Here is a 22096-nt window from a genome sequence, read left to right as displayed (position 1 = left end):
AGTCTAGGCAGGCGGGAACTATTACGCGACTGAATTATTCTTATCGTTTATCATAACCTGGACTTATTCATAGAGCCTTTCAACGATGGGATCGTGGCCATGGCTACCAATCGTCTGGATCTGAACCTGCTGCACGTTTTCGACACCATCTATCGAGAAGGTAGCCTCACCCGTGCGGCCAGAGCCCTGCACCTGACCCAGCCGGCGGTCAGCCACTCGCTCTCGCGGCTGCGGGAGCATTTTGACGACCCCCTGTTTACCCGCCAAGGCAACCGGATGGTGCCGACGCCCCTGGCCCGGCGTTTCCTGGACTCCATGCGGCCGGGGCTGACCCAGATCCAGACAGCGGTCAATCAGTTCCATGCCTTTGATCCCGCGCGCCAGCGCAAAACCTACTCCCTGGGGTTGCGGGATGTGCTCGAATCCACCTTCCTGCCCAGCCTGATGGGCAGGCTGGCGGTGTATCCGGAGCTAGAGATTGTGTCCCAGCGCATTCCCCGGCGGGACATGGAAACCCAGCTTGCCGCCGGCAAGCTGGATTTCGCGGTGGACGTACTGCTGCCGGTGAGCCAACAGACCAGCCACGAGCTGCTGCGGCGGGACCGGCTGGTGGTGCTGGCCCGGTCAGGGCACCCGCTGACGGACGCGCCGCTGACTATGGATGGTTATCTGGGCGCCCGGCATGTGCTGGTGTCGTCGCGCTCGGAAGGCCCGGGGATTGAGGATTTCGAGCTATCCCGCCTGAACGCCCGCCGGGACATACGGCTGCGATGCCAACACTATTTTGCCGCCTGCCGGGTGGTGGAAGAAACCGATCTGCTGCTGACGATGCCAGAAACCTACGCCCGTATCATTGCGGAGCGTTCGGACCTGACCATCATGGCGCCGCCGGCAGACCTGCCGTCGCTGGACGTTCACCTTTACTGGCACACCGCCTACGAGCGGGAACCGGCGTTGGTGTGGTTCCGGGAGCAGCTCCGGACGATCAGCCAGTAGCGCGGACCGAAGCGGCGGGGGGTCAGTAGGCGCCCACCGCCATCAGGAAGGCGAAAAACCCGGCGGCGGTGATGCCGAGGGACAGCACCACAATCAGCAGGCCCCAGCCCACGGCAGCAGCGTCCGAGACATCAACGCCGTGGCCCCGAAGGGTCCGATAGAAGGCCCAGGGGCCGAGCACGAACGCGCCCATAACCACCATAGCGAGGCCGACGCTGACGCCGGCGAACGTCCAGGTCGCCAGAACCGTAGCCCGGTCCGAGACCTGATCGTAGATGCCGTGGTGTTTGAGGAACCACCGGGAAAACCCCCAGATGAGTCCATAGAGGATGACCACAAACACCAGGGCGCCAATCACGGTGACGATGCGGTACAGCATGGCCGGCTCCGTTGCTCAGGTAGGTCGGGTTATTCGGGAAATTCCGGCTCCGGCAGGCATTCGAACCCCGGCCGGGCGAACAGGTAGCCCTGGTAGAGAGTGATGCCCTGGGAGCGGAGCCAGTAATACTCTTCCTCGGTTTCCACCCCTTCTGCGACAATGCGCCCGCCCAATCGTTCCATCATGGTGATGATCCCGGCGACCACCGCCTGCTTGTTCGGTTCCCGATGCACGTCCCGCACCAGCGCCATGTCCAGTTTCAGAAGATCCGGCGGGCTGGCCATCATGATGTTGTAACGGGAATAACCGGCCCCGAAATCGTCGATGGCGGTGCTGAAGCCCATTTCCTGGTACGCCTCGATGATGCCGGCCAGGTGCTCGACGGAGGTCAGCTTTTCGTCCTCGGTGAGCTCGAAGATGATTCGATTCGTGTCAAAGTTGTAGGTTTTCGCCGCCGCCAGCGTGGTGCGAATGCAGTACTCCGCCTTGTAGACCGCGTTGGGCATGAAGTTGATGCTGAGCATGGAATCCATACCGAGCCGGGACGCCAGTTTGACCGCCTTGACCCGGCAGATCTGGTCGAACGCGTACCGGTTTTTCTCATTCACCCGGGACAGTATGGTCATGGCGCCCTCGCCCTGGGTGCCCCGCACCAGAGCCTCATGGGCAAAGACCGTGCGGTTGGCGACATCCACAATGGGCTGGAACGCGAAACTGAAGGAAAAATCCAGTCCGTCGCCGCAGGCGCATTGTTCACAGTGGGACTCATCGAAAAGTACAGCTGGCTGATTCACATCCACTCCCCGGCGTCTGGCGGCCGCATCCTGTGGGCATGCGGTAGTCGTTATAAAGTCACCTTTTTGAGGTCACTATAGCGGCGAAGTCGGCCCGGGTAAAACGGCTTTCAGACCAACCGGACAAATCCTCCCCGACCTTTGACAGGCGACTACACTGGACGTGTATCTTGTACGATCAAACGATCAAAAAGGAGTCTCAGGAATGGTTCAGCCAACCCGACGTGCGGCGTCCATTGCCATTACCCCGGGCGACGGTATCGGCCCGGAAGTGGTCAACGAAGCGGTGCGATGCCTGGAGGTGCTGCGGCGCCGGCATGGTCTCGAACTGCAGTGGACCCGATTCCCGTGGCCGTCCCACGCGTGGCACGAACAACATGGCAGCGCCTGGCCGGACGACGCCCTGGCCCAACTGAAGGCGTTTGATGCCATCCTGCTCGGGGCCCTTGGCGACCCCGGTCCGGTCGACGATCCCACGCGTTATCTGTTGTCGGACAGCGTCTCCCTGGCGCCGCTGCTGGACATGCGCAAGCACTTTGACCAATGGGTGTGCGAGCGCCCGGCCCGCTTGCTGCCCGGCGCCCGCCAGTATCTGGCGGACCCCCGTGCCCGGGACATCGACATGCTGGTCATCCGGGAAAACAGCGAGGGCGAGTACGTTGGCCAGGGCGGGCGTCTGCGCCCCGGCAGCGCGGACGAGGTGGCTACCCAGATGGAAGTGTTTACCCGCCGGGCCACCGAGCGGATCATCCGCTACGGCTTTGACCAGGCCCGGCTGCGGGCCGAGCAGCGCCAACAGGAGGGCCGACCGCGTCAGTTCCGGAATCTGGATGGCAGCACCTGCGAAAGCCAGGTGTGCGTGATCACCAAGCGCAATGCATTGCGCTACTGGGGTGATCTGTACACCGAGGTGTTCGAGCAGGTGAGCCAGGACTACCCGGACGTTGCCACCCACCATGAACTGGTGGATGCCGCCTGCATGAAGTTTGTCCAGTGCCCCTGGGCGTTTGACGTAGTGGTAGCCAGCAACCTCCAGGGCGACATCCTGACCGATCTGGCGGCGGTGCTGTCCGGCGGCATGGGGGTCGCACCGTCCTGCAACCTGAACCCCACCGATCCGAGCATGCCCTCCATGTTCGAGCCTACCCACGGCAGTGCACCGGACATCGCCGGCCAGGGCCTGGCGGACCCGACCGCCATGCTGTTCACCACCGCCCGGATGCTGGAGTGGCTCGGCCGCAAGGACCCGACCCTGGGCGCGGCGGGCAAGGCATTGTTCGAGGCGGTGGCGGCCGACCTGGCGGAACACGGGGGCCAGCAACGCGGTACCCGGGAAATCGGCGACGCGGTTTGTAAACGCCTGGAGGCGTGACTAGGCTGCACATAAGAACAACACCGTAACCGGAGGTGCACTGTGACCACGCACAAAGGCAAGCTTTCGCCCCTGCTCAAGCAGGCCACCGGCATCGTCGCCGCCAAAGGCGAAGGCGCCTATATTGTGGATCCGGAGGGCCGGCGCTATCTGGATTTCACCTCCGGCATCGGTGTGACCAGTACCGGCCACTGCCATCCCCGAGTGGTCGAGGCCGCCCAGAAACAGGTGGCCACCATGATCCACGCCCAGGCCACCACGGTAATGAACCCGCGCCTGCCGGAGCTGGCGGAAAAACTCGGTGAGCTGACCCCGGACCCGCTGAACGCCTTCTTCTTCTCCAACGCCGGTACCGAAGTCGCCGAGGGCGCCATTCGCCTGGTTCGCCAGGCCACCGGGCGGCCCAACGTGATTGTCTTCCACGGCGGCTTCCACGGCCGCACCATGGGCTCGCTGTCCATGACCACCTCCAGCGTGGCCCTGCGGGCCGGCGTCAGCCCCATGATGGGTGGCGTGGTGGTGGCGCCCTTCCCCCACGCGTTCCACTACGGCTGGAGCGTCGAGGAGGCCACCGACTTCTGCCTGCGCGAGCTGGATCGCATCTTCGTCACCTATTCGGCGCCGAAGGAGACCGCCGCCATGCTGATCGAGCCGGTACAGGGCGAAGGCGGTTATGTGCCCGCCAACGCCCGCTTCATGCAGGGGCTCCGAGAGCGTTGCGACCGGCACGGCATTATGCTGGTCTTTGATGAGGTGCAGGCCGGCTTTGGCCGCAGCGGCAAGTTCTGGGCCCACGAACATTTCGGGGTAACGCCAGACGCCATCATGATCGCCAAGGGCCTGGCCAGCGGTTTTCCGATTTCCGCTCTGGCGGCGTCCGAGGAAACCATGGCCAAGGGCTGGCCAGGTTCGCAGGGGGGCACTTATGGTGGCAACGCGGTCGCCGCAGCGGCGGCCATTGCCACCATTGACGTGATCCGGGACGAAAAGCTGGTGGAGAACGCGGCCGCCATGGGCCAGCGTTTGTGGGACAACCTGCACGCCCTGAAGAACGACTACCCCGAGATGGCGGACATCCGCGGCAAGGGGCTGATGCTCGGTGTGGAGATGCACCGGGGCGAGTGCCCGGATGGTGAGCGGGCGGCCAACCTGCTCAAGGAGTGCGAAAAACGGGGTCTGCTGATGCTCCGCTGCGGCCCCTATCATGAGATCGTTCGCTGGCTGCCGCCGCTGATTGTCAATCAGCAGCAGGTTGACGAAGCCACCGGCATCTTCGAGGACGCCCTCAAGGCCACCGCCTGAAGCATCACATGGCCGGGCGCGAGCGCCCGGTCGTCAACGCGCCGGCGATGCTACTTGTCAGACATGACCAGTTCCAGCCGTCCCGGCGCGACCCGGATGTCCATGGGCGTCACGCCCATCAGCTTGCCCGCCAGGCTGCTCTGGTCCAGCCGATAGACCGGCATGGTTTCCAGCATCTGCGCCACCACGCCCATCACCGTTCGAGACACCGGCGCCAGATCCCCCTTGAAGAACGGCGAATCAATGGAACTCTCAAGCAACTGCAGCCGGCGTATGTAGATGGCCTTTTCCTTGCCGTCGTAGACCGGAGCGCCTTCCACCTTCAGGGCGATATCCACCGGCACCTTGGCCAGCAGTGCGTTCAGCGCGACCTGACCTCTCAGATCAATCACCGCGACGTCCCGGCCGTCCGGCCCCAGGGTGATGTCTGCGTCGTCCAGGCTAAGGCTCAGGGGCGACCCGCTCTTGAGCTGTTCCTTGTCGTAATCGGAAACCACCTGTTTGAGGTGCTGTTCGATCTCCGCCTCGGAGATCGAGTAGGGCGAAAAGCTCGCGCAGCCGCTGAGCAGCGACACGGCGGCCAGGCAAAACACCAGGGCAATGCGGATCATCCGTTCTTCCTCTATTCGTTTTCGGCCCGAGCCTCAACCGACGGCACCCGGTCGTCATCGTAGGTGACCGTCAGCAGGATCGGCTGGCAGCAGACGTGACAGTCTTCAACGTAGGTCTGTTCAGGCACGCTGGGGTCGACGCTCAGTTCCAGCATCTCCCAGCAGTAAGGGCACTGCACGGATACCGAATCCAGCGCCGACATGGTGGTGCGTCCTCAGAACGATTGCTTGGCCATCCACGGAATGATCCGGTCGAAGGCCCGGTCCAGGTTCTCGCAGGTGGTGGAAAAGCTGATCCGCAGCGCGTTGGTGCAGGACTCGCCAAACGCATCGCCGGGCACCACGCACACCCCCGTTTCCTTGAGGAGCCGTAGGGCCAGGTCCGATCCGTCCACGTGAGGCGGCAGGTCCGGGAAGGCGAAGAAGGCGCCTCCAGGCTTGTAGCCGGTCAGGTAGGGGGTCTGCTCGATCAGATTCACGGTATGATCCCGCCGCTCGCGGTAGATGTCCACCATATCCTTCACGCACTGCTGGCTGCCCGTCAGCGCCGCCACGCCGGCGAACTGGGCCGGGGTATTGGCCACCGAGGTGGTGAACATGTGCAGCCGGCGCAGCGACTTGATGGCGGCCTGGCTGGAAATCACCCAGCCGACCCGCAACCCGGCCATGCTATAGGTTTTCGAGAAGCTGCTGATGCACATGATGTTGTCCAGGTCCATGTCGCAGTTCAGCACGCTGGCGAAATCGTCGTCGTCAAAAATCAGGTGGTCGTAGACTTCATCCGCGTACACCTGAACCCCGCGGTAGGCGCACTCCTCGAGAATGGTCTCGACAGTGCTGCGGGGGTAGACGGCCCCGGTGGGGTTATTGGGGTTGTTGAGCACGAGCGCGTAGGTGCGCGATGTCATGGCCCGGATCACTTCGTCCGGGTCCAGCTGGTGGTTGTTCTCCGCCCGGGTCGGCACGAACTTCACCTCACCCCCATTCATGCGGATCAGCGGCGCGTACAGCAGGAACGACGGATCCGTGACGATGAACTGCCGGCCCGGCGCCGAGGTGGCCGACAGCGCCATGTACATGGCCTCGGTGGCGCCGCTGGTGATCAGGATGTTGTCCCGCGTCAGCTTGCGATTGTAGCGGCGGCCGTAATAGTCCCGCAGGGCCACCAGCAGCTCGGGCAGGCCGGCGTCCATCGTATAGCCCGTCTGCCCGGCGTTCAGGGCGTCCACATAGGCGTCGATGATGTGCTTGGGCGTGGGCAGGTCCGGCTGCCCGATGGACAGGTGAATCACGTCTTTCATGGTGGACGCCATGTTCACCAGGCGGCGGATACCCGACACAGGGATGGTCTGCATCGCCGGATTCCAGGTCGCCTTTGTCTTGCGGTATTTTACCTTCCGCGGCTTGGCCTGGCCGGTTTCTCGGTTCGGAGCTTCCGCCATACAACACCTCTTCAGCGTAAATTGAAACCTGTCTCTGCAGGTTAGACAGTATCGCCAGGGGGTACAAGGCATTGACCCGATATCCTCAGGCTACCAGACTGTTGTCTGATCCAGATTCCTTCTGGCCTGCGCCGGCGCCATCCGCGCAGGCCGGACCATCCGCGTAACGGAGGCTTCATGACCAAACCCCGCCAGCCCGTGATTACCATCCTGACAGCTCCTGGCGAAGCCGAGCCGCCCGGCACCGATGCCATCCGCGCGCGGGCCGAGGTGCGCCAGGCCTGGGATGAGGACAGCCTGCGCCAGACCCTGCCGGGCACCGACATCATGATGGTCACCGACTTCCGGACCGAGGCCCTGGCGGCAGCCTGGCCGGCGGCGGACCGGCTGCGCTGGATTCACGCCACCAGCGCCGGGGTGGATGCCCTGATGTTTCCGGCGCTGATCGACAGCGACGTGGTGGTCACCAACGCCCGGGGCATCTTTGACCGGACCATCGCCGAGTACGTGCTGTGCACCATCCTCATGTTCGCCAAGGATTTCCCCGGTTCCCTGCGCCTGCAGCAGGCCCACCGCTGGCAGCATCGGGATACGGAGCGGGCGGAGGGCCAACGGGTGCTGGTGGTGGGGGCCGGCTCTATTGGCCGGCAGATCGGCCGGCTGGTGCGAGCCATCGGCCTGGAGGCGCACGGCATCGCCCGCAATGCCCGGGCGACGGACCCGGATTTCGCGGCGGTGCACGGAAACGACCAGTTGTTTGATCAGTTGGCCATCGCGGACTTCGTTGTGATCGCGGCCCCCCTGACTCCCCAGACCCAGGGGCTGTTTGACCAGAAGGCGTTCGCCGCCATGAAGCCAGGCGCGCGACTGATCAACATCGGCCGGGGACCGATCGTGAACACCCAGGACCTGATCAAGGCGCTGGATGCCGGGCAGATCGCCGGGGCGGCGCTGGACGTCTTTGAGGAGGAACCGGTGCCCTCAGACCATCCGCTCTGGGACCGGGAGGACGTGATCATGACCGCCCACATGGCCGGCGATTTCATCGGCTGGAAGCGGGCGCTGACCGACCAGTTCCTGAAAAACCTGGACGGCTGGCAGCACGACGGTACCCTGTTCAACCGAGTGGACAAGGCCCTGGGCTACGCGGGCAGCCACTGAGCGGCCCGCCCGTCAGACCGGATTGTCGCAATCGATGAAGGTGTGGCGGAGGCCAAACTGCCGCGCCAACGCATCGCCGAGGGCCTGGACGCCGTAGCGTTCCGTGGCGTGGTGGCCGGCGGCGTAATAATGAATGCCGCATTCACGGGCGGTGTGGGTGGTGGACTCGGAGATCTCGCCGCTGATGTAAGCGTCCAGGCCGGCCTCAAGGGCGGTCTGGATATACCCCTGTGCCGCACCGGTGCACCAGCCGACCCGACGGATCTGCTGCGGCCCTCCGCCCACGTGCAGCGGCTCCCGGTGCAACGCCCGGGCGATGGCCAAGCCGAACTGCTCCGGCGATAGGGGCTCCGGCAGCTCCCCTTCCCACACCAGCCCATTCAGCGGGCGCGGGCGAACCAGACCGAGCACATCCGCCAGTCGGCGGTTATTGCCGTACTCGGGGTGATCATCCAGGGGCAGATGATAAGCCACCAGGTTAATGTCGTTGTCCAGCAGGCGTTTGAGCCGGGCCCGCTTCATGCCCTGGATGCGGGCGTCTTCCCCTTTCCAGAAATAGCCGTGGTGCACCAGGATCATGTCGGCGCCGGCCTCGATGGCGGCGTCGATCAGGGCCTGGGAGGCGGTAACGCCGGTCACCAGGGTGGACACCGCCGCCTTGCCCTCCACCTGCAGTCCGTTCGGACAGTAATCCTGGAAATTTCCGGGCTGAAGCCAGCTGTCCAGCGTGCCCAGAATCTCGCGAGTGCTCGCCATGATGACCTCTCTTCGCCTGTTCGGTGGTTCAGAAACGGGCGCCTGGCCGGCCGTTACAGCAGCGACCCGACGCCGCGGATCAGCGCGTCGTTCTGTTCCGGGGCACCAATGGTGATGCGCAGGAACGCGTCGATGCGCGGCTTTTTGAAATGCCGCACGATAATGCCCTGGGATCGCAGGCCGCTCGCCAGCGCCTCGCCGTTGTGGCCCGGATGCCGGGCAAAGATGAAGTTGGCCCGGGACGGCAATACCTCAAAGCCCAGCTCCGTCAGCGCGGCGGTCATCCGTTCCCGCTCGCGGATGACGCCGTCGCAGCAGTGGCGGAACCAGTCTTCGTCCTCGAACGCGGCTTTGGCGCCGGCCAGGGCGAGGCGATCCAGAGGGTAGCTGTTGAAGCTGTTCTTGACCCGGTTCAACGCCTCGATCAGGTCCGGGTGCCCCACCGCAAACCCGACCCTCAGGCCCGCCAGGGAGCGGGCCTTGGACAGGGTCTGGGTCACCAGCAGGTTCGGGTAACGATCCACCAGGGCAATGGCGGAGTCACCGCCAAAGTCCACGTAGGCCTCATCGACCACCACCACCCGATCCGGGTTGGCCTGAATAATGGTTTCCACCTGGTCGAGCGGTAGGAAACGGCCGGTGGGGGCATTCGGATTCGGGAAGATCACGCCGCCGTTGGGCCGGCGGTAGTCGTCCGGATTGATCTCGAATTGATCGGTCAGGGGCACCGGAACGCCTTCGATCTGATACAAGCCACAGTACACGGGATAGAAGCTGTAGGTGACGTCCGGGAACAGAATCGGCTCGCCGTGCTGGAACAGGCCGAAAAACACGTGGGCCAGGACTTCATCCGACCCGTTACCAAGGAACACCTGCTCCGGGCGCACGTCGTGGTAGCCGGCGATGGTCTGGCGCAAGGCGTCGCCTTCCGGGTCCGGGTACAGGCGGAGGTTGTCGCCGGCTTCGGCCCGGATGGCCTCCACCACGCGGGGCGAGGGACCGAAGGGGTTTTCGTTGGTGTTCAGCTTGACCAGGTTGGCGATCTTGGGCTGCTCGCCCGGCACATAGGGCACCAGATCGTTGACCAGGGGACTCCAGAATTTGCTCATGGTGTGCTCCGGGCCGGCAGGCCCATTAATCCTTGATGCGATATTCCGCCGACCGGGCGTGGGCCGTCAGGCCTTCGCCCCGGGCCAGCACCGAGGCCACCCGCCCCATCCGGTCGGCACCCTCGGCGCTGAAACCGATCAGCGACGAGCGCTTCTGGAAATCGTACACGCCCAGCGGGGACGAGAAGCGGGCCGTGCCGCTGGTGGGCAGCACGTGGTTTGGCCCGGCGCAGTAGTCGCCCAGGGCTTCGGCGGTGTATCGGCCCATGAAAATGGCCCCGGCGTGACGAATACGCTCAACCAGGTACTCCGGGTTTTCCACCGACAGCTCCAGGTGCTCCGGGGCAATGCGGTTGGACACCTCGGCTGCCTGTTCCAGATCCTCGACCTGAATGAGCGCCGCACGGTCGGTCATGGAGGTGCGGATGATGTCGGCCCGCTCCATGGTGGGCAGCAGCCGGTTGATACTGGCTTCAACCGCATCGAGAAACGCCGCGTCCGGGCTAATCAGGATGCTCTGGGCCTGCTCATCGTGCTCGGCCTGGGAAAACAGATCCATGGCAATCCAGTCCGGATCGGTCTTCCCGTCGGAAATCACCAGGATTTCGGACGGGCCGGCGATCATGTCGATGCCCACCACGCCAAACACTTCCCGCTTGGCCGTGGCCACAAAAATGTTGCCGGGGCCGACGATCTTGTCCACCGGGGGAATGGTCTCGGTGCCGTAGGCCAGCGCTGCCACCGCCTGGGCGCCCCCCACGGTGAACACCCGGTCAACACCCGCGATGGCCGCGGCCGCCAGCACCAGCTCGTTCACCACGCCGTCCGGGGTCGGCACCACCATAATCACCTCGGCCACCCCGGCGACCTTGGCCGGAATCGCGTTCATCAGCACGGACGACGGGTAAGCCGCCTTACCGCCGGGCACATAGAGCCCGGCCCGGTCCAGCGGGGTGACTTTCTGGCCCAGCACGGTGCCGTCCTCATCCGTGTACTGCCAGGACGCCTGGTTCTGGCGCTGGTGATAGTCCCGGATGCGCTGGGCGGCCTGTTCCAGGGCTTCGCGCTGGGCCTGGGGAATGGCCGCCAGGCTCTGCTGCAGCCGATCCTGCCCCATTTCCAACTCGGCCACGGAGGCCACCGAAAGCCGGTCAAAGCGCTCCGTGAATTCCAGCACGGCCTGGTCGCCCCGGGTTTTGACCTCGTGCAGGATATGACGGACCGACTCGTTCACCTGATGATCCACGCTGTCCTCCCAGGCCAGCAGCTTGGCCAGGGCGCTGTCAAAGTCGCTCTGGGAGGCGTTCAGTCGCTTGATCGTTACGTCGGTCATGTCATGTGTTCCAGAACCAGGTTTTGGATAAAGCCAGGGCCAGTTGACCTGGGGTCAGATGAAGCTCATCTGACCCCTTGCCTCGAACTCCAGGAGTAACCTTGGGGTCAGATGAGTTTCATCTGACCCCCGGCCTACGCGTCCCGGCGCTTGTCGACGGCGGCCGCCATCTGCTCGATTATGGGGTTTATACGCTCGTGTTTCATCTTCATGGAGGCCCGGTTGACCACCAGGCGGGAACTGATGTGATCGATCAGTTCCCGCGGCTCCAGGCCGTTGGCCTTAAGGGTGTTTCCGGTGTCCACGATGTCGACGATTTCGTCCGCCAGGCCCAGGATCGGGGCCAGCTCCATGGCGCCATAGAGCTTGATGATGTCGGCCTGGCGGCCCTGGGCGGCGTAGTAGCGCCGAGCCAGGTTCACAAACTTGGTGGCCACCTTGATGCGCCCGGCGGGCGGCGTCTGGCCCTTGGGGCCAGCGGTCATCAGACGGCAGCAAGAGATGTTCAGGTCCAGGGGCTCGTACAGGCCTTCACCGCCGTGCTCCATGAGCACGTCTTTGCCAGTCACGCCCAGGTCCGCGCCGCCGTACTGCACGTAGGTGGGCACGTCGGTGGCGCGGATGATCAGCACCCGCACCTGCGGATCGGTGGTCTCAAACACCAGCTTTCGGGATTTCTGCACATCGTCCAGCGGTTCGATGCCCGCTTCCGCCAGCAGCGGCAGCGTTTCCTCAAGGATACGTCCCTTGGACAGGGCAATGGTGATGGAATCGGTCATGGCTGTGTCCGGTTTCCCTTGGGTGACTGTCACGCCGGCAGGCGCCGGATGCTGGCGCCCAGGAGCTGAAGTTTTTCCTCGATGCACTCGTAGCCGCGATCGATGTGGTAGATGCGATCCACCACCGTGTCGCCGTCCGCCACCAGGCCGGCGATGACCAGGCTCGCGGAGGCCCGCAGGTCGGTCGCCATCACCGGCGCACCGGTCAGGCGGTCGATGCCACGGATTATGGCGGCGTTGCCCTCCAGGCGGATGTCCGCGCCCATGCGACCCAACTCCTGCAGGTGCATGAAGCGATTCTCGAACACCGTCTCAACAATAGTACCGGTGCCTTCAGCCACCGTATTCATCGCCGCGAACTGGGCCTGCATGTCGGTGGGGAACGCCGGATAGGGCGCGGTGCGAAGGCTGACGGCCCGGGGCCGGTTGCCTTTCATGTCCAGCTCGATCCAGTCGGCGCCAGTGCTGATGTGGGCACCCGCCTCCTGCAGCTTGAGCAGGACCGATTCGAGCAGGTCTTCCCGGGTGTCCTTGAGTTTGACCCGACCGCCGGTGGCTGCCGCCGCCACCAGGTAGGTGCCGGTTTCAATACGGTCCGGCAGCACGTTGTAGTGGCAGCCGTGCAGCCGCTTCACCCCGTTGATCTCAATGGTCGCGGTGCCGTGGCCCTTGATGTCCGCGCCCATGGCAATCAGGCACTCGGCCAGGTCCACCACTTCGGGTTCCCGGGCCGCGTTTTCCAGGATGGTTTTGCCGTCGGCCAGGGCCGCCGCCATCATCAGGTTTTCGGTACCCGTCACGGTGACGGTGTCCAGGAAGATGTGCGCACCTTTCAGGCGGCCGTTAGTCTTCGCTTTGATATAGCCGTTTTCCACGCGCACGTCCGCACCCATCATTTGCAGGCCGTGGATATGCAGGTTGACCGGCCGTGTCCCAATGGCACAGCCACCGGGCAGGGACACTTCCGCCTCGCCAAAGTGTGCCACCAGCGGGCCCAGCACCAGGATGGAGGCCCGCATGGTTTTCACCAGCTCATACGGCGCGTGGAACTGCTTGATGGCGTTGGCGCGCACTTCCACGCTCATCTTTTCGTCCACCGTCAGTTCCACCCCCATGCGCCCGAGCAGTTCGATCATGGTGGTGACGTCGTGCAGGTGCGGCAGGTTACCGATGGTCACCGGCTCGTCCGCCAGCAGGGTGGCGGCCAGGATCGGCAGCGCGGCGTTTTTGGCGCCGGAGATACGGATTTCGCCGTCGAGGGGCTGGCACCCCCGGATCAGAAGTTTATCCACAATAGAAGTCCTGTGTGCTGGAGGGTGCGGCTCAGCTCTGGCGCTGGGCCCATTCGGCCGGCGTGAAGGCCCGGGGATGGAGGGCGTGAATGGTGCCGTCCATAACGTGCTGGAACAGCGCCTTGTTGATCAGTTGCTGACGCTTGATGGTGGGCAGGCCGTCGAACACGTCACCTATCACCACCACCAGATAGTGGTTCCCGTCCACCTGGACCTGAACCTCACATTCCGGGAAGGCATCTTCGACCAGTTCGGTGACTGCTGCGGCATCCATAACTCATCCTCGGGTGTTTTCAATTTCGGGGGTGAGATTGTAACCAATTCGACGGCGCGGGTCAGCCAGCCAGGCGTGCGGTCGGGTTACAGCGCGGTGAGATTGCTCAGCGCCGCCAACTCTTGCAGGCGGTCGCTCATGCCGGTGTAGGTCAAACGGTGGTGCTTGCTGGCCGCCAGGCGCTGCCAGCACATCAACATGGACAGCACCACGCTGTGGGCGGTCTCCAGGCCGGAGAGATCCACCTCGAGATCGGCGTTGGCGCCGGAGATGGCGGCCTCGCCCTGGGCGCGCAGGGCCAGCACCGAATCGGCGTCCACGGCGCCGGCCACCTTTAGCACGCCGTTATCCAATTGCGCGGTGGCGGCGGTCATGACGCGCTCTTGTCCTTTTTGTCCAGATCAAGGGCGTCAACGGCGCTGCCCCAACCATCAATGACCGCCTGGACCTGGCCGTGGGTCTGCTCCATTTCCTGGGCAAACCGATCCCGGAACGCCAGGCCGATGTTGACGCCCTCGACGATCACGTTTTCCATCATCCAGCGGCCGTCGTCCCGGCGGTACATGGAGTAGGTCACCGGGTAACGGTTGCCGGAGGCGCTGACCACTTCCATCTGCACCGACGCGCGGCCCTCGTTCTGGGGCAGCAACGTGGCTTCCTGCACGTTGATCTTGAAGTTGTCGGCGCTGACCAGGGCCTTGGCATAACTGTCAAACAGACTGCGTTTAAACGCCTCGACAAAGGCATCCCGCTGCTCCGGTGACGCCTGCCGGGCGTACCGCCCCATCACCCGGGCGGCGATGCGGCGGAAATCCACGAAATCGCTCAGGGCGTCGTCCATGCTCTGGTAAAACGCTTCCGGGTCCTTTTTGTACAGCCCCCGCTCTTCGTTCAGCTTCTCAACCAGGCGCTGGGTATTGGTGTCCACGTACTGTTTCAGGTCGTCGGCTTCATCCGCCCGCGCCTGGCCGGACATGACCGCCAACAGCGTCAGCAGCAGCATCACATACCGGGTGGTTACTCGCATGGGTTTTCCTCTTCTCTGTTCGTTGCCCAGCGCCGGTCACTTGCCCGACGCAAAGTTGCTGATGAGCCGTTCCAGATTCATCGCGGACTGGGTCGAATAGAAGGTGTCGCCGTCCTTCAGGGACTCAAGATCACCTCCAACGGATACATCAATGTACTGCTCGCCGAGCAGGCCGGATGTACGTATAACTGCGGCACTGTCGGACGGAATGTTGTCCACGTCGCCGTGAATCGACATTTTTACCCGGGCCTGGAAGGTCTTCCGGTCCAGGGTAATCTCATCGATGGTGCCGATGGTGACACCGGCCATGGACACCCGGCCACGGGGTGTCAAGCCGCCAGTGTCGTTGAAATTGGCGTACAGCGTGTAGGTGCTTTCGGCCGCCTTCGGCGACAGGCCGCTGACCTGGAGCGCCATGAACAGCAGCGCCGCCAGCCCGGCTACCATGAAAAGCCCCACAATGATTTCTACGGTTCTCTGTGCCATAGCCGGCTCCCGTTCTCCAGATTCAGAAATCGCCGAACATCACGGCGGTCAAGACAAAGTCCAGCCCAAGCACGGCCAGGGACGAATACACCACGGTCTTGGTGGTGGCCGAGCTGATGCCGGCGGACGTGGGCACGCAGTCGTAGCCCTGATACACCGCAATCCAGGCGCACACGAATCCGAACACCACGCTCTTGAGCACGCCGTTCAGGACATCATCCACAAAGTCCACCGAGGACTGCATGTTGCCCCAAAAAGAGCCCTCGAAGACGCCGAGCCAGTCCACGCCCACCAGCATGCCGCCCCAGATGCCCACCATCGAGAAAATCAACGCCAGCACCGGCATGGTGTAGAAGCCCGCCCACAGCCGTGGAGCGATCACCCGGCGCAACGGGTCCACCCCCATCATTTCCATGCTGGACAGTTGCTCGGTGGCTTTCATCAGGCCGATTTCGGCGGTCAGGGCCGAACCGGCCCGGCCGGCAAACAGCAGCGCCGTGACCACCGGTCCGAGCTCCCGAACCAGCGTCAGCGCAATCATCTGGCCGATCGCCGATTCCGAGCCGTAATCGGACAGAATGGTGTAGCCCTGGAGGCCCAGCACCATGCCGATGAACAGGCCCGAAACCACTATAATGGCCAGGGACAGCACCCCGACCGAATAAATCTGACGCACCAGCAGCGGAAAACCGACCCGGGGGTTCGGGGCGCCGCGCAGCACGCCGAACAGGAACTGCCCGGAACGGCCGAAAGACGACAGGATGTTGAGCCCGGTACGACCGAGCGAGGCAACGCGATCCATCATCGGGCGGATCCTCCCAGACCGAAATCGGCGGCTGCGTCCGCCGCCGGATAGTGAAACGGCACCGGGCCATCCGGCTGCCCCTGCAGGAACTGCTGGACCCGCTCGGAGGGGTGCGCCCGCAATTCCTCCGGCGAGCCTTCACCGATCACCTTGCCGTCCGCAATGATGCAGGCAAAGTGGCAGATACTCAGGGACTCTGGCACATCGTGGGACACCAGCACGCTGGTTAGCCCCATGCTGCGGTTCAGGTCCCGGATCAGCTTGACCAGCACGCCCATGGCAATGGGGTCCTGCCCGGTGAACGGTTCGTCGTACATGATCAGTTCCGGGTCCAGCGCGATGCTCCTGGCCAGAGCCACCCGCCGGGTCATCCCTCCGGACAGCTCAGACGGCATCAGATCACGTGCACCGCGCAGCCCGACGGCTTCCAGCTTCATCAACACGATGTCCCGGATCATGTCTTCAGGCAGGCGGGTGTGCACACGCAGCGGAAAGGCCACGTTCTCAAACACGCTCAGATCGGTAAACAGGGCGCCGCTCTGAAACAGCATGCCCATGCGCTGGCGCAGGGTGTACAGGGCGTCGCGACGAAGCTTGGGGACATCCTGGCCGTCCACGACGATGCGCCCGGATTCAGGCCGCAACTGGCCGCCGATCAACTTCAGCAGGGTTGTCTTGCCGGTACCGCTTGGCCCCATGATCGCGGTGACCTTGCCCCGCGGAATGGAGAGCGACAGCCCGTCAAAGATCCGCCTTCCGGACCGGGAAAACACGACGTCTTCAAGAGTGATGTATGCGCTGGAACCCATAGTCTGTCCTTCCTGGAGAGCCGGTACATTATGCCAACCCATTACGAAGCTCAACGGTTGGGTACACAATTATCCTGACGTTGTCGCACAAATACGCTGACCGATTGCCGTCCGCTCACTGAAGTTTACGTAATCCTTTACGCAATCCCGGCGGATATGGAGGCGGAAAATGATATACTTCCGGCCATTGTAATGAACCAGCCACAGGCCCATGGCGCGCCGCTGCGCCGGCCGTTCACGACCAGGGGAGACGCAAGCCCGATGACCGCAACGACCAGCCCGGATTACCGTACCTCCGCACTGCGCACCATCCGTACGGAACGGGAAGCCATTGAAGCCCTGGAGAGCCGCATCGATGGCGCGTTTACCCGGGCCTGCGACGTCATTATGGCCTGCAAGGGGCGTGTGGTGGTGACCGGCATGGGCAAATCCGGTCACATCGGCAACAAAATCGCCGCGACCCTGGCCAGCACCGGCACACCGGCGTTTTTCGTGCACCCGGGTGAGGCCAGTCACGGGGACCTGGGCATGATCACCGGCGAAGACGTGGTGATCGGCATTTCCAACAGCGGCAACACCAGCGAGCTGGTCACCATTCTGCCCCTGATCAAACGCATGGGCGCCCCGCTGATCAGCATGACGGGCAACCCGGATTCTGTGCTGGCCAAGGAAGCCGAGGCCAACCTGGATGTCAGCGTGGCGATGGAGGCCTGCCCCCTGGGGCTAGCGCCCACCTCCAGCACCACCGCGACCCTGGTGATGGGCGACGCCCTGGCCGTGGCCCTGCTGGAAGCCCGGGGCTTCAGCGCCGAGGATTTCGCCTTCTCCCATCCCGGCGGCAGCCTGGGGCGGCGCCTGCTGCTGAAAGTCTCTGACATCATGCACACCGGCGAGCGCCTGCCCACCGTTACTGAGGGCACCTCCCTGAGCAGCGCGCTGTTGGAGATGTCGCGGAAAGGGCTGGGCATGACCACGGTCGTGGATGGCGCTGGCAAGCTGGTCGGGGTGTTCACCGACGGCGATCTGCGTCGCACCCTCGACAAAGCCATCGATATCCGTACCGCCAGCATCGAGCAGGTGATGACCCGGGGCGGCAAGACCATCGGCGGCGACCATCTGGCCGCGGAAGCCCTGAACATTATGGAAGAGCGCAAGATCAACGCCCTGCCTGTGGTCAATGACCAGGGCGAACTGGTGGGCGCCATCAACATGCACGACCTGCTGCGCGCCGGGGTGCTGTGATGGCAGCGAAACCGGGGTTGTCCTCGCCCCTCAATGCACGCTGGTCGCCCGAACTGCTCGCCAAGGCCGCCCGGATCCGGCTGATCGCCTTTGACGTGGACGGCATCATGAGCGACGGCCGGCTCTATTTCAGCGCCACCGGCGACGAACTCAAGGGCTTCAACATTCTTGACGGCCTGGGCTTGAAACAGCTAATGGCCGCCGGCATCACCGTGGCCGTCATCACCGGTCGCCGCTCCCCGCTGACCGAGCGACGCATGGCTAACCTGGGCATTACCCACCTGCTCCAGGGCCGGGAAGACAAGCGCGTCGCTCTGCAGGAGCTGATCCACGGCATGCCCATCTCCGCCGACGACATCGCCTATATGGGTGACGACCTGCCGGACCTTCCCGCCATCCGGTTTGCCGGCCTGGGCCTGACCGTACCGAACGGCTACTGGCTGGTGCAGGAACACGCGGACTACTGCACCCTGGCCGGCGGCGGCGAGGGCGCCGTGCGCGAAGTGTGCGACCTGATCCTGACCGCCCAGGGCCGGCTGGACGACGCCCTCGCCCCCTATCTGGAGCTTCAGGGCTGATGGCGATTCTGGAGGCCCTGCAGCGGCTGGGCGACCGCCCGTTCGTTCGGTATCCGGCGCTGGCCCTGCTGATCGGCACCGCGATCGTCCTGCTGTGGCGCAGTGAGACGCCCCGTGACACCAACCTGGCCAACGAAGCGCTCCGGGGCCCCTCCGAGCCGGACGGCTTTGTGGTGGACGCCCACTACACCTCCTACGACGCCAACGGCAATCTGAAGATACGCTTTAACAGCCCGCGCATTGAGCAGTTCGAGAGCAACAGCCTGACCACCATCGAATCCCCCGAGGCCCGCTACTACACCGACCCGGCTGCCGAGCCGTGGCACGTGACCGCCGATCGTGGCCGCCTGCTGCAGGACCGGGACCGGCTGCACCTGATCGGTCACGTCCTGGCGGTGCGGGACTCCACCGCGGGCGTCTCCAAACTGGCCACCACCCGGTTGACCCTGGACAACGCCAAACACATCCTCTATACCGATGCTCCGGTAACCCTCACCGACCCGACCGGCGTCACCGACGCGGTTGGCATGAAGGCCTGGCTGGACGACCGAATCCTGGAGCTGAATGCCCAAGTGGAAGGACGCTATGAAACCGCTCGATAACCTGTTGCCCGCGCTCGCGTTGACGGCGGCCACCCTGGTGACCGCCCTGCCCGCCCACGCCTTCGACCTGAACTCGGACGAGCCCATCAACGTCAAGGCCGACCACGCCCGGCTGGACGACAACAAGGGCATCGCCACCTACACCGGCGACGTCATCGTGACCCAGGCCGACACCCGCCTGGACGCCGACAAAGTGGTTCTCTATCGGAACGCCGAGGGCCTGACCCGAATGGAGGCGGAGGGCAAACCCGCTCATTACCGCCAACCCGCGGAGAATGACCAGGGAGAAACCGACGCCAAGGCCCTGACCATCACCTGGTCCGCCAAGGATGAGCTGCTGATTCTTGAGCGGCAGGCGGTGATCACCCAGAACGGCAATGTCTTCAAGGGCGATGTGGTGCACTACGACACCGCCAACCGGGTGGTCACCGGCCAGGGCAACCCCAACAGCACGTCCGGCGACGGTGGCCGGGTCGAGATGGTCATTCAGCCACGCAGCACCAAGCAGGAATCCAATGGCAGTCCTCAGGGCCAGTAACCTGGCAAAAAGTTACAAGCAAAAGCAGGTGGTCATCGACGTCTCCCTGGAAATCCAGAGCGGTGAGATCGTCGGCCTTCTGGGCCCCAACGGCGCCGGGAAAACCACCTGCTTTTACATGATTGTTGGCCTGGTGGCGGCCGATAATGGCCGCATCACCATCGACGGCCGAGACATCACGCCGCTGCCCATGCATGGGCGAGCCCGCGCCGGCATTGGCTACCTGCCCCAGGAAGCCTCGGTGTTCCGCAAACTGACCGTCCGGGACAACCTGATGGCCATTCTGGAAACCCGCAAGGAGTTGAACCGGGCGGATCGGGAGGCCCGGGTGACGGAACTGCTGGAAGAATTCCACATCACTCACATCCGTGACAGCGTCGGCATGGCCCTGTCCGGCGGGGAGCGCCGGCGGGTGGAGATCGCCCGCGCCCTGGCCATGGAGCCGGCGTTCATTCTGCTGGACGAACCGTTCGCCGGTGTGGACCCGATCTCCGTCAGCGACATCAAGCACATCATCCGCCACCTTCGCGACAAGGGCATCGGCGTGCTGATTACCGACCACAACGTGCGCGAGACCCTGGACATCTGCGAGAACGCCTACATCGTCTCCGGCGGCCACATCATCGCGTCCGGCAACGCCGATGACATCCTGGCCAATCAGCAGGTCAAGGACGTCTATCTAGGCGACGAATTCCGACTCTGAACCACCGGCCCAATTGTCTTGCCGGGTCGGAACCAGTAAACTCGGCAAAGAACTTGCTTATCTGCCCAAGTAACGGGCAGATAAAGGCTTTTTTCTTTTGTTCCAACACGATACGCGCCACGAGCGACGGTTCCTGAATCATGGTGATGAAAGCGTCCCTACAGTTAAAGCTGGGTCAGAGCCTGACCATGACCCCCCAGCTGCAACAGGCCATCCGGCTCCTGCAACTGTCCACGCTCGATCTGCAACAGGAAATCCAGCAGGCCCTCGACTCCAACCCGATGCTGGAAACCAGCGAGGACGACGACCACGGCGATCACGAGGACGGCCAGGGCAATGACGCCCGGGACGACGGCGCCGAGGCGCGGGAAACCGCAACGACGGATACCGAGACTGGCAGCGATCCCCAGGACGACTGGGGCGCTGAGGACATCACCACAGACTGGACGCCGGAATCCAACGCGGACAGCACCATTCCGGATGACCTGCCTGTCGACACCGCCTGGGACGACATCTACCAGTCCGCGCCGGCCTCCTCGTCCCGCAACGACGACGAAGGCGACAACGGCGACTTTGAAAGCCGTAACTCCGCCACCGAAACCCTTCAGGACCATCTCCTCTGGCAGTTGAACCTCACGCCCATGAGTGACCGGGACCGGGCCGTGGCCCACTCCCTGCTCGACGCCGTGGACGACCGGGGCTACCTGACCAGCACCCTTGAGGACATCCATGCCGGGCTGTCTGACGAGACCGACGAGGATCCCCTTGAGCTGGACGAGGTGGAAGCGGTGCTGCGCCGGCTGCAGCACTTCGATCCGCCGGGGGTGTTCGCACGTGACCTGCAGGAGTGCCTGCTGATCCAACTCAACCAGCTGCCGCCCGACACCCCCTGGCTGGCCCAGGCGCGGCTGGTGGTGACCCACTACATCAACCTGCTGGGCAACCGGGATTACGCGCAACTGCTGCGCCGCAGCCGCCTCAAGGAAGACCAGTTGCGGGACGTACTGGCGCTGATTACCAGCCTGAACCCGCGCCCGGGAGATGTGATCGACCAGGGCGAACCGGATTACGTGATTCCGGACGTGATCGTGCGCAAGAACGAGGGCCGTTGGCGTGTGGAGCTGAACCCGGAAATTGCCCCGCGCATCCGGGTCAACGCCGGATACGCCGCGCTGATTCGCCGGGCGGACTCCAGTGCTGACAACACCTACCTTCGGGACCAGCTGCAGGAAGCCAAGTGGTTCATCAAGAGCCTGCAAAGCCGCAACGAGACGCTGTTGAAGGTGGCCACCCGCATCGTCGAGCACCAGCAGGGTTTCCTGGACCATGGCGAGGAAGCCATGAAGCCGCTGATTCTCTCGGACATCGCCCAGGCAGTGGAGATGCACGAGTCCACCATCTCCCGGGTGACCACCCAGAAATACATGCACACCCCGAGGGGCATCTTCGAGCTGAAGTACTTTTTCTCCAGCCATGTCAGCACCGATGAGGGCGGCGAATGCTCGTCCACCGCCATCCGCGCGATGATCCGCAAACTGATCGGCGCGGAAACCCCAAAAAAGCCATTGAGCGATAGCAAAATTGCAGCCATGCTAGGGGAGCAGGGCATCAAGGTGGCACGACGCACCGTGGCCAAGTACCGGGAGGCAATGCACATTCCGCCTTCCAATGAACGCAAACGATTGGTGTAAAACAGGAGAGACGCC

At 63.8% G+C, this 22096-nt stretch carries 26 protein-coding genes; 10 read left to right on the top strand and 16 right to left on the bottom strand.

Going from position 1 to position 22096, the window contains the following annotated elements:
- Positions 1-99 precede the first annotated feature (99 nt).
- Entirely contained in the window at positions 100-996 is an 897-nt protein-coding gene (locus V3388_RS04510) for a LysR family transcriptional regulator (RefSeq protein WP_336366325.1), read from the top strand.
- A 22-nt stretch (positions 997-1018) separates the two neighbouring features.
- Here the strand turns inward: V3388_RS04510 and V3388_RS04505 are convergent, their stop codons facing one another.
- Entirely contained in the window at positions 1019-1375 is a 357-nt protein-coding gene (locus V3388_RS04505) for a hypothetical protein (protein ID WP_336366324.1), read from the bottom strand.
- Between the two features lie 29 nt (positions 1376-1404).
- Positions 1405-2169, bottom strand: a complete 765-nt coding sequence (locus V3388_RS04500) for an EAL domain-containing protein (RefSeq protein WP_336366323.1) — start codon at positions 2167-2169, stop codon at positions 1405-1407.
- Positions 2170-2374: 205 nt separating this feature from the next.
- On the opposite strand from V3388_RS04500, the gene V3388_RS04495 reads away from it, so the two are divergent.
- Positions 2375-3541, top strand: a complete 1167-nt coding sequence (locus V3388_RS04495; protein ID WP_336366322.1) for an isocitrate/isopropylmalate dehydrogenase family protein — start codon at positions 2375-2377, stop codon at positions 3539-3541.
- Between the two features lie 42 nt (positions 3542-3583).
- Positions 3584-4843, top strand: a complete 1260-nt coding sequence (locus V3388_RS04490; protein WP_336366321.1) for an aspartate aminotransferase family protein — start codon at positions 3584-3586, stop codon at positions 4841-4843.
- A 50-nt stretch (positions 4844-4893) separates the two neighbouring features.
- On the opposite strand, the gene V3388_RS04485 is transcribed toward V3388_RS04490, so the two are convergent.
- From V3388_RS04485 to V3388_RS04475, 3 genes are read right to left on the bottom strand one after another with little or no spacing between them, the layout of a single operon-like run.
- Entirely contained in the window at positions 4894-5454 is a 561-nt protein-coding gene (locus V3388_RS04485) for a DUF1439 domain-containing protein (protein WP_336366320.1), read from the bottom strand.
- Positions 5455-5465: 11 nt separating this feature from the next.
- Positions 5466-5657 (bottom strand): CPXCG motif-containing cysteine-rich protein, encoded by a 192-nt coding sequence (locus tag V3388_RS04480; protein WP_336366319.1) that lies wholly within the window; start codon positions 5655-5657, stop codon positions 5466-5468.
- A 12-nt stretch (positions 5658-5669) separates the two neighbouring features.
- The gene (locus tag V3388_RS04475; RefSeq protein WP_336366318.1) at positions 5670-6896 is read right to left on the bottom strand and encodes a pyridoxal phosphate-dependent aminotransferase; all 1227 of its coding nucleotides are present in this window, start codon (positions 6894-6896) and stop codon (positions 5670-5672) included.
- Positions 6897-7073: 177 nt separating this feature from the next.
- Between V3388_RS04475 and V3388_RS04470 the strand changes: the two genes are divergently transcribed.
- Entirely contained in the window at positions 7074-8057 is a 984-nt protein-coding gene (locus V3388_RS04470) for a D-2-hydroxyacid dehydrogenase (protein ID WP_336366317.1), read from the top strand.
- A gap of 12 nt (positions 8058-8069) precedes the next feature.
- Here V3388_RS04470 and V3388_RS04465 read toward each other — a convergent pair whose 3' ends face one another.
- From V3388_RS04465 to V3388_RS04415, 11 genes are all read right to left on the bottom strand, one after another.
- Positions 8070-8813: a Nif3-like dinuclear metal center hexameric protein gene (locus V3388_RS04465; RefSeq protein ID WP_336366316.1), complete on the bottom strand. Its 744-nt coding sequence runs from the start codon at positions 8811-8813 to the stop codon at positions 8070-8072.
- Between the two features lie 53 nt (positions 8814-8866).
- On the bottom strand, positions 8867-9922 hold the full coding sequence (gene hisC, locus V3388_RS04460; RefSeq protein ID WP_336366315.1) for a histidinol-phosphate transaminase: 1056 nt from the start codon (positions 9920-9922) through the stop codon (positions 8867-8869).
- A gap of 25 nt (positions 9923-9947) precedes the next feature.
- Complete coding sequence (gene hisD / locus V3388_RS04455) at positions 9948-11255, bottom strand: histidinol dehydrogenase (RefSeq protein WP_336366314.1); 1308 nt, start codon at positions 11253-11255, stop codon at positions 9948-9950.
- 134 nt (positions 11256-11389) lie between these two features.
- On the bottom strand, positions 11390-12034 hold the full coding sequence (hisG, locus tag V3388_RS04450; protein ID WP_336366313.1) for an ATP phosphoribosyltransferase: 645 nt from the start codon (positions 12032-12034) through the stop codon (positions 11390-11392).
- Positions 12035-12063: 29 nt separating this feature from the next.
- Positions 12064-13326, bottom strand: coding sequence for a UDP-N-acetylglucosamine 1-carboxyvinyltransferase (murA, locus tag V3388_RS04445; RefSeq protein WP_336366312.1), 1263 nt, complete (start codon positions 13324-13326; stop codon positions 12064-12066).
- A gap of 31 nt (positions 13327-13357) precedes the next feature.
- The gene (locus tag V3388_RS04440; RefSeq protein WP_336366311.1) at positions 13358-13600 is read right to left on the bottom strand and encodes a BolA family protein; all 243 of its coding nucleotides are present in this window, start codon (positions 13598-13600) and stop codon (positions 13358-13360) included.
- Between the two features lie 86 nt (positions 13601-13686).
- On the bottom strand, positions 13687-13974 hold the full coding sequence (locus V3388_RS04435; protein WP_336366310.1) for an STAS domain-containing protein: 288 nt from the start codon (positions 13972-13974) through the stop codon (positions 13687-13689).
- Positions 13971-14627, bottom strand: coding sequence for an MlaC/ttg2D family ABC transporter substrate-binding protein (locus V3388_RS04430; protein WP_336366309.1), 657 nt, complete (start codon positions 14625-14627; stop codon positions 13971-13973). The genes V3388_RS04435 and V3388_RS04430 overlap by 4 nt, the downstream gene beginning before the upstream one ends.
- 36 nt (positions 14628-14663) lie before the next feature.
- Complete coding sequence (mlaD, locus tag V3388_RS04425) at positions 14664-15113, bottom strand: outer membrane lipid asymmetry maintenance protein MlaD (RefSeq protein WP_336366308.1); 450 nt, start codon at positions 15111-15113, stop codon at positions 14664-14666.
- A 22-nt stretch (positions 15114-15135) separates the two neighbouring features.
- Positions 15136-15918, bottom strand: a complete 783-nt coding sequence (gene mlaE / locus V3388_RS04420) for a lipid asymmetry maintenance ABC transporter permease subunit MlaE (RefSeq protein ID WP_336366307.1) — start codon at positions 15916-15918, stop codon at positions 15136-15138.
- Positions 15915-16727, bottom strand: coding sequence for an ABC transporter ATP-binding protein (locus V3388_RS04415; protein ID WP_336366306.1), 813 nt, complete (start codon positions 16725-16727; stop codon positions 15915-15917). Before V3388_RS04415 ends, mlaE begins: the two co-directional genes overlap by 4 nt.
- 261 nt (positions 16728-16988) lie before the next feature.
- Between V3388_RS04415 and V3388_RS04410 the strand changes: the two genes are divergently transcribed.
- From V3388_RS04410 to V3388_RS04385, 6 genes are all read left to right on the top strand, one after another.
- On the top strand, positions 16989-17969 hold the full coding sequence (locus tag V3388_RS04410) for a KpsF/GutQ family sugar-phosphate isomerase (protein ID WP_336366305.1): 981 nt from the start codon (positions 16989-16991) through the stop codon (positions 17967-17969).
- On the top strand, positions 17969-18547 hold the full coding sequence (locus tag V3388_RS04405) for a KdsC family phosphatase (RefSeq protein WP_336366304.1): 579 nt from the start codon (positions 17969-17971) through the stop codon (positions 18545-18547). Before V3388_RS04410 ends, V3388_RS04405 begins: the two co-directional genes overlap by 1 nt.
- Positions 18547-19149, top strand: coding sequence for an LPS export ABC transporter periplasmic protein LptC (gene lptC, locus V3388_RS04400; protein WP_336366303.1), 603 nt, complete (start codon positions 18547-18549; stop codon positions 19147-19149). Before V3388_RS04405 ends, lptC begins: the two co-directional genes overlap by 1 nt.
- Positions 19133-19687 carry a lipopolysaccharide transport periplasmic protein LptA gene (gene lptA / locus V3388_RS04395; RefSeq protein WP_336366302.1) on the top strand — a complete coding sequence of 185 codons (555 nt, stop codon included), beginning with the start codon at positions 19133-19135 and terminating at the stop codon, positions 19685-19687. The genes lptC and lptA overlap by 17 nt, the downstream gene beginning before the upstream one ends.
- Complete coding sequence (gene lptB, locus V3388_RS04390) at positions 19665-20390, top strand: LPS export ABC transporter ATP-binding protein (RefSeq protein WP_336366301.1); 726 nt, start codon at positions 19665-19667, stop codon at positions 20388-20390. The genes lptA and lptB overlap by 23 nt, the downstream gene beginning before the upstream one ends.
- A 146-nt stretch (positions 20391-20536) precedes the next feature.
- On the top strand, positions 20537-22081 hold the full coding sequence (locus V3388_RS04385) for an RNA polymerase factor sigma-54 (protein ID WP_336366300.1): 1545 nt from the start codon (positions 20537-20539) through the stop codon (positions 22079-22081).
- Positions 22082-22096: the final 15 nt, after the last annotated feature.

Source organism: Marinobacter sp. C2H3 (genome assembly GCF_037080155.1).
Taxonomy (GTDB): domain Bacteria; phylum Pseudomonadota; class Gammaproteobacteria; order Pseudomonadales; family Oleiphilaceae; genus Marinobacter.
The sequence above is the reverse complement of the archived record's forward strand: the minus strand, read 5'-3'. Positions and strand labels throughout refer to the sequence as shown.

Excerpts from the sequence above, each read along its gene's own strand:
- V3388_RS04470 (WP_336366317.1), top strand. The coding sequence starts at position 7,074 with ATGACCAAACCCCGCCAGCCCGTGATTACCATCCTGACAGCTCCTGGC.
- V3388_RS04485 (WP_336366320.1), bottom strand. The coding sequence starts at position 5,454 with ATGATCCGCATTGCCCTGGTGTTTTGCCTGGCCGCCGTGTCGCTGCTC.
- V3388_RS04415 (WP_336366306.1), bottom strand. The coding sequence starts at position 16,727 with ATGGGTTCCAGCGCATACATCACTCTTGAAGACGTCGTGTTTTCCCGG.
- hisC (WP_336366315.1), bottom strand. The coding sequence starts at position 9,922 with ATGAGCAAATTCTGGAGTCCCCTGGTCAACGATCTGGTGCCCTATGTG.
- V3388_RS04385 (WP_336366300.1), top strand. The coding sequence starts at position 20,537 with ATGAAAGCGTCCCTACAGTTAAAGCTGGGTCAGAGCCTGACCATGACC.
- V3388_RS04480 (WP_336366319.1), bottom strand. The coding sequence starts at position 5,657 with ATGTCGGCGCTGGATTCGGTATCCGTGCAGTGCCCTTACTGCTGGGAG.
- V3388_RS04410 (WP_336366305.1), top strand. The coding sequence starts at position 16,989 with ATGACCGCAACGACCAGCCCGGATTACCGTACCTCCGCACTGCGCACC.
- V3388_RS04465 (WP_336366316.1), bottom strand. The coding sequence starts at position 8,813 with ATGGCGAGCACTCGCGAGATTCTGGGCACGCTGGACAGCTGGCTTCAG.
- V3388_RS04440 (WP_336366311.1), bottom strand. The coding sequence starts at position 13,600 with ATGGATGCCGCAGCAGTCACCGAACTGGTCGAAGATGCCTTCCCGGAA.
- V3388_RS04430 (WP_336366309.1), bottom strand. The coding sequence starts at position 14,627 with ATGCGAGTAACCACCCGGTATGTGATGCTGCTGCTGACGCTGTTGGCG.
- V3388_RS04505 (WP_336366324.1), bottom strand. The coding sequence starts at position 1,375 with ATGCTGTACCGCATCGTCACCGTGATTGGCGCCCTGGTGTTTGTGGTC.
- V3388_RS04405 (WP_336366304.1), top strand. The coding sequence starts at position 17,969 with ATGGCAGCGAAACCGGGGTTGTCCTCGCCCCTCAATGCACGCTGGTCG.
- lptA (WP_336366302.1), top strand. The coding sequence starts at position 19,133 with ATGAAACCGCTCGATAACCTGTTGCCCGCGCTCGCGTTGACGGCGGCC.
- mlaE (WP_336366307.1), bottom strand. The coding sequence starts at position 15,918 with ATGATGGATCGCGTTGCCTCGCTCGGTCGTACCGGGCTCAACATCCTG.
- V3388_RS04510 (WP_336366325.1), top strand. The coding sequence starts at position 100 with ATGGCTACCAATCGTCTGGATCTGAACCTGCTGCACGTTTTCGACACC.
- lptB (WP_336366301.1), top strand. The coding sequence starts at position 19,665 with ATGGCAGTCCTCAGGGCCAGTAACCTGGCAAAAAGTTACAAGCAAAAG.
- V3388_RS04495 (WP_336366322.1), top strand. The coding sequence starts at position 2,375 with ATGGTTCAGCCAACCCGACGTGCGGCGTCCATTGCCATTACCCCGGGC.
- hisD (WP_336366314.1), bottom strand. The coding sequence starts at position 11,255 with ATGACCGACGTAACGATCAAGCGACTGAACGCCTCCCAGAGCGACTTT.
- hisG (WP_336366313.1), bottom strand. The coding sequence starts at position 12,034 with ATGACCGATTCCATCACCATTGCCCTGTCCAAGGGACGTATCCTTGAG.
- mlaD (WP_336366308.1), bottom strand. The coding sequence starts at position 15,113 with ATGGCACAGAGAACCGTAGAAATCATTGTGGGGCTTTTCATGGTAGCC.
- lptC (WP_336366303.1), top strand. The coding sequence starts at position 18,547 with ATGGCGATTCTGGAGGCCCTGCAGCGGCTGGGCGACCGCCCGTTCGTT.
- V3388_RS04435 (WP_336366310.1), bottom strand. The coding sequence starts at position 13,974 with ATGACCGCCGCCACCGCGCAATTGGATAACGGCGTGCTAAAGGTGGCC.
- V3388_RS04475 (WP_336366318.1), bottom strand. The coding sequence starts at position 6,896 with ATGGCGGAAGCTCCGAACCGAGAAACCGGCCAGGCCAAGCCGCGGAAG.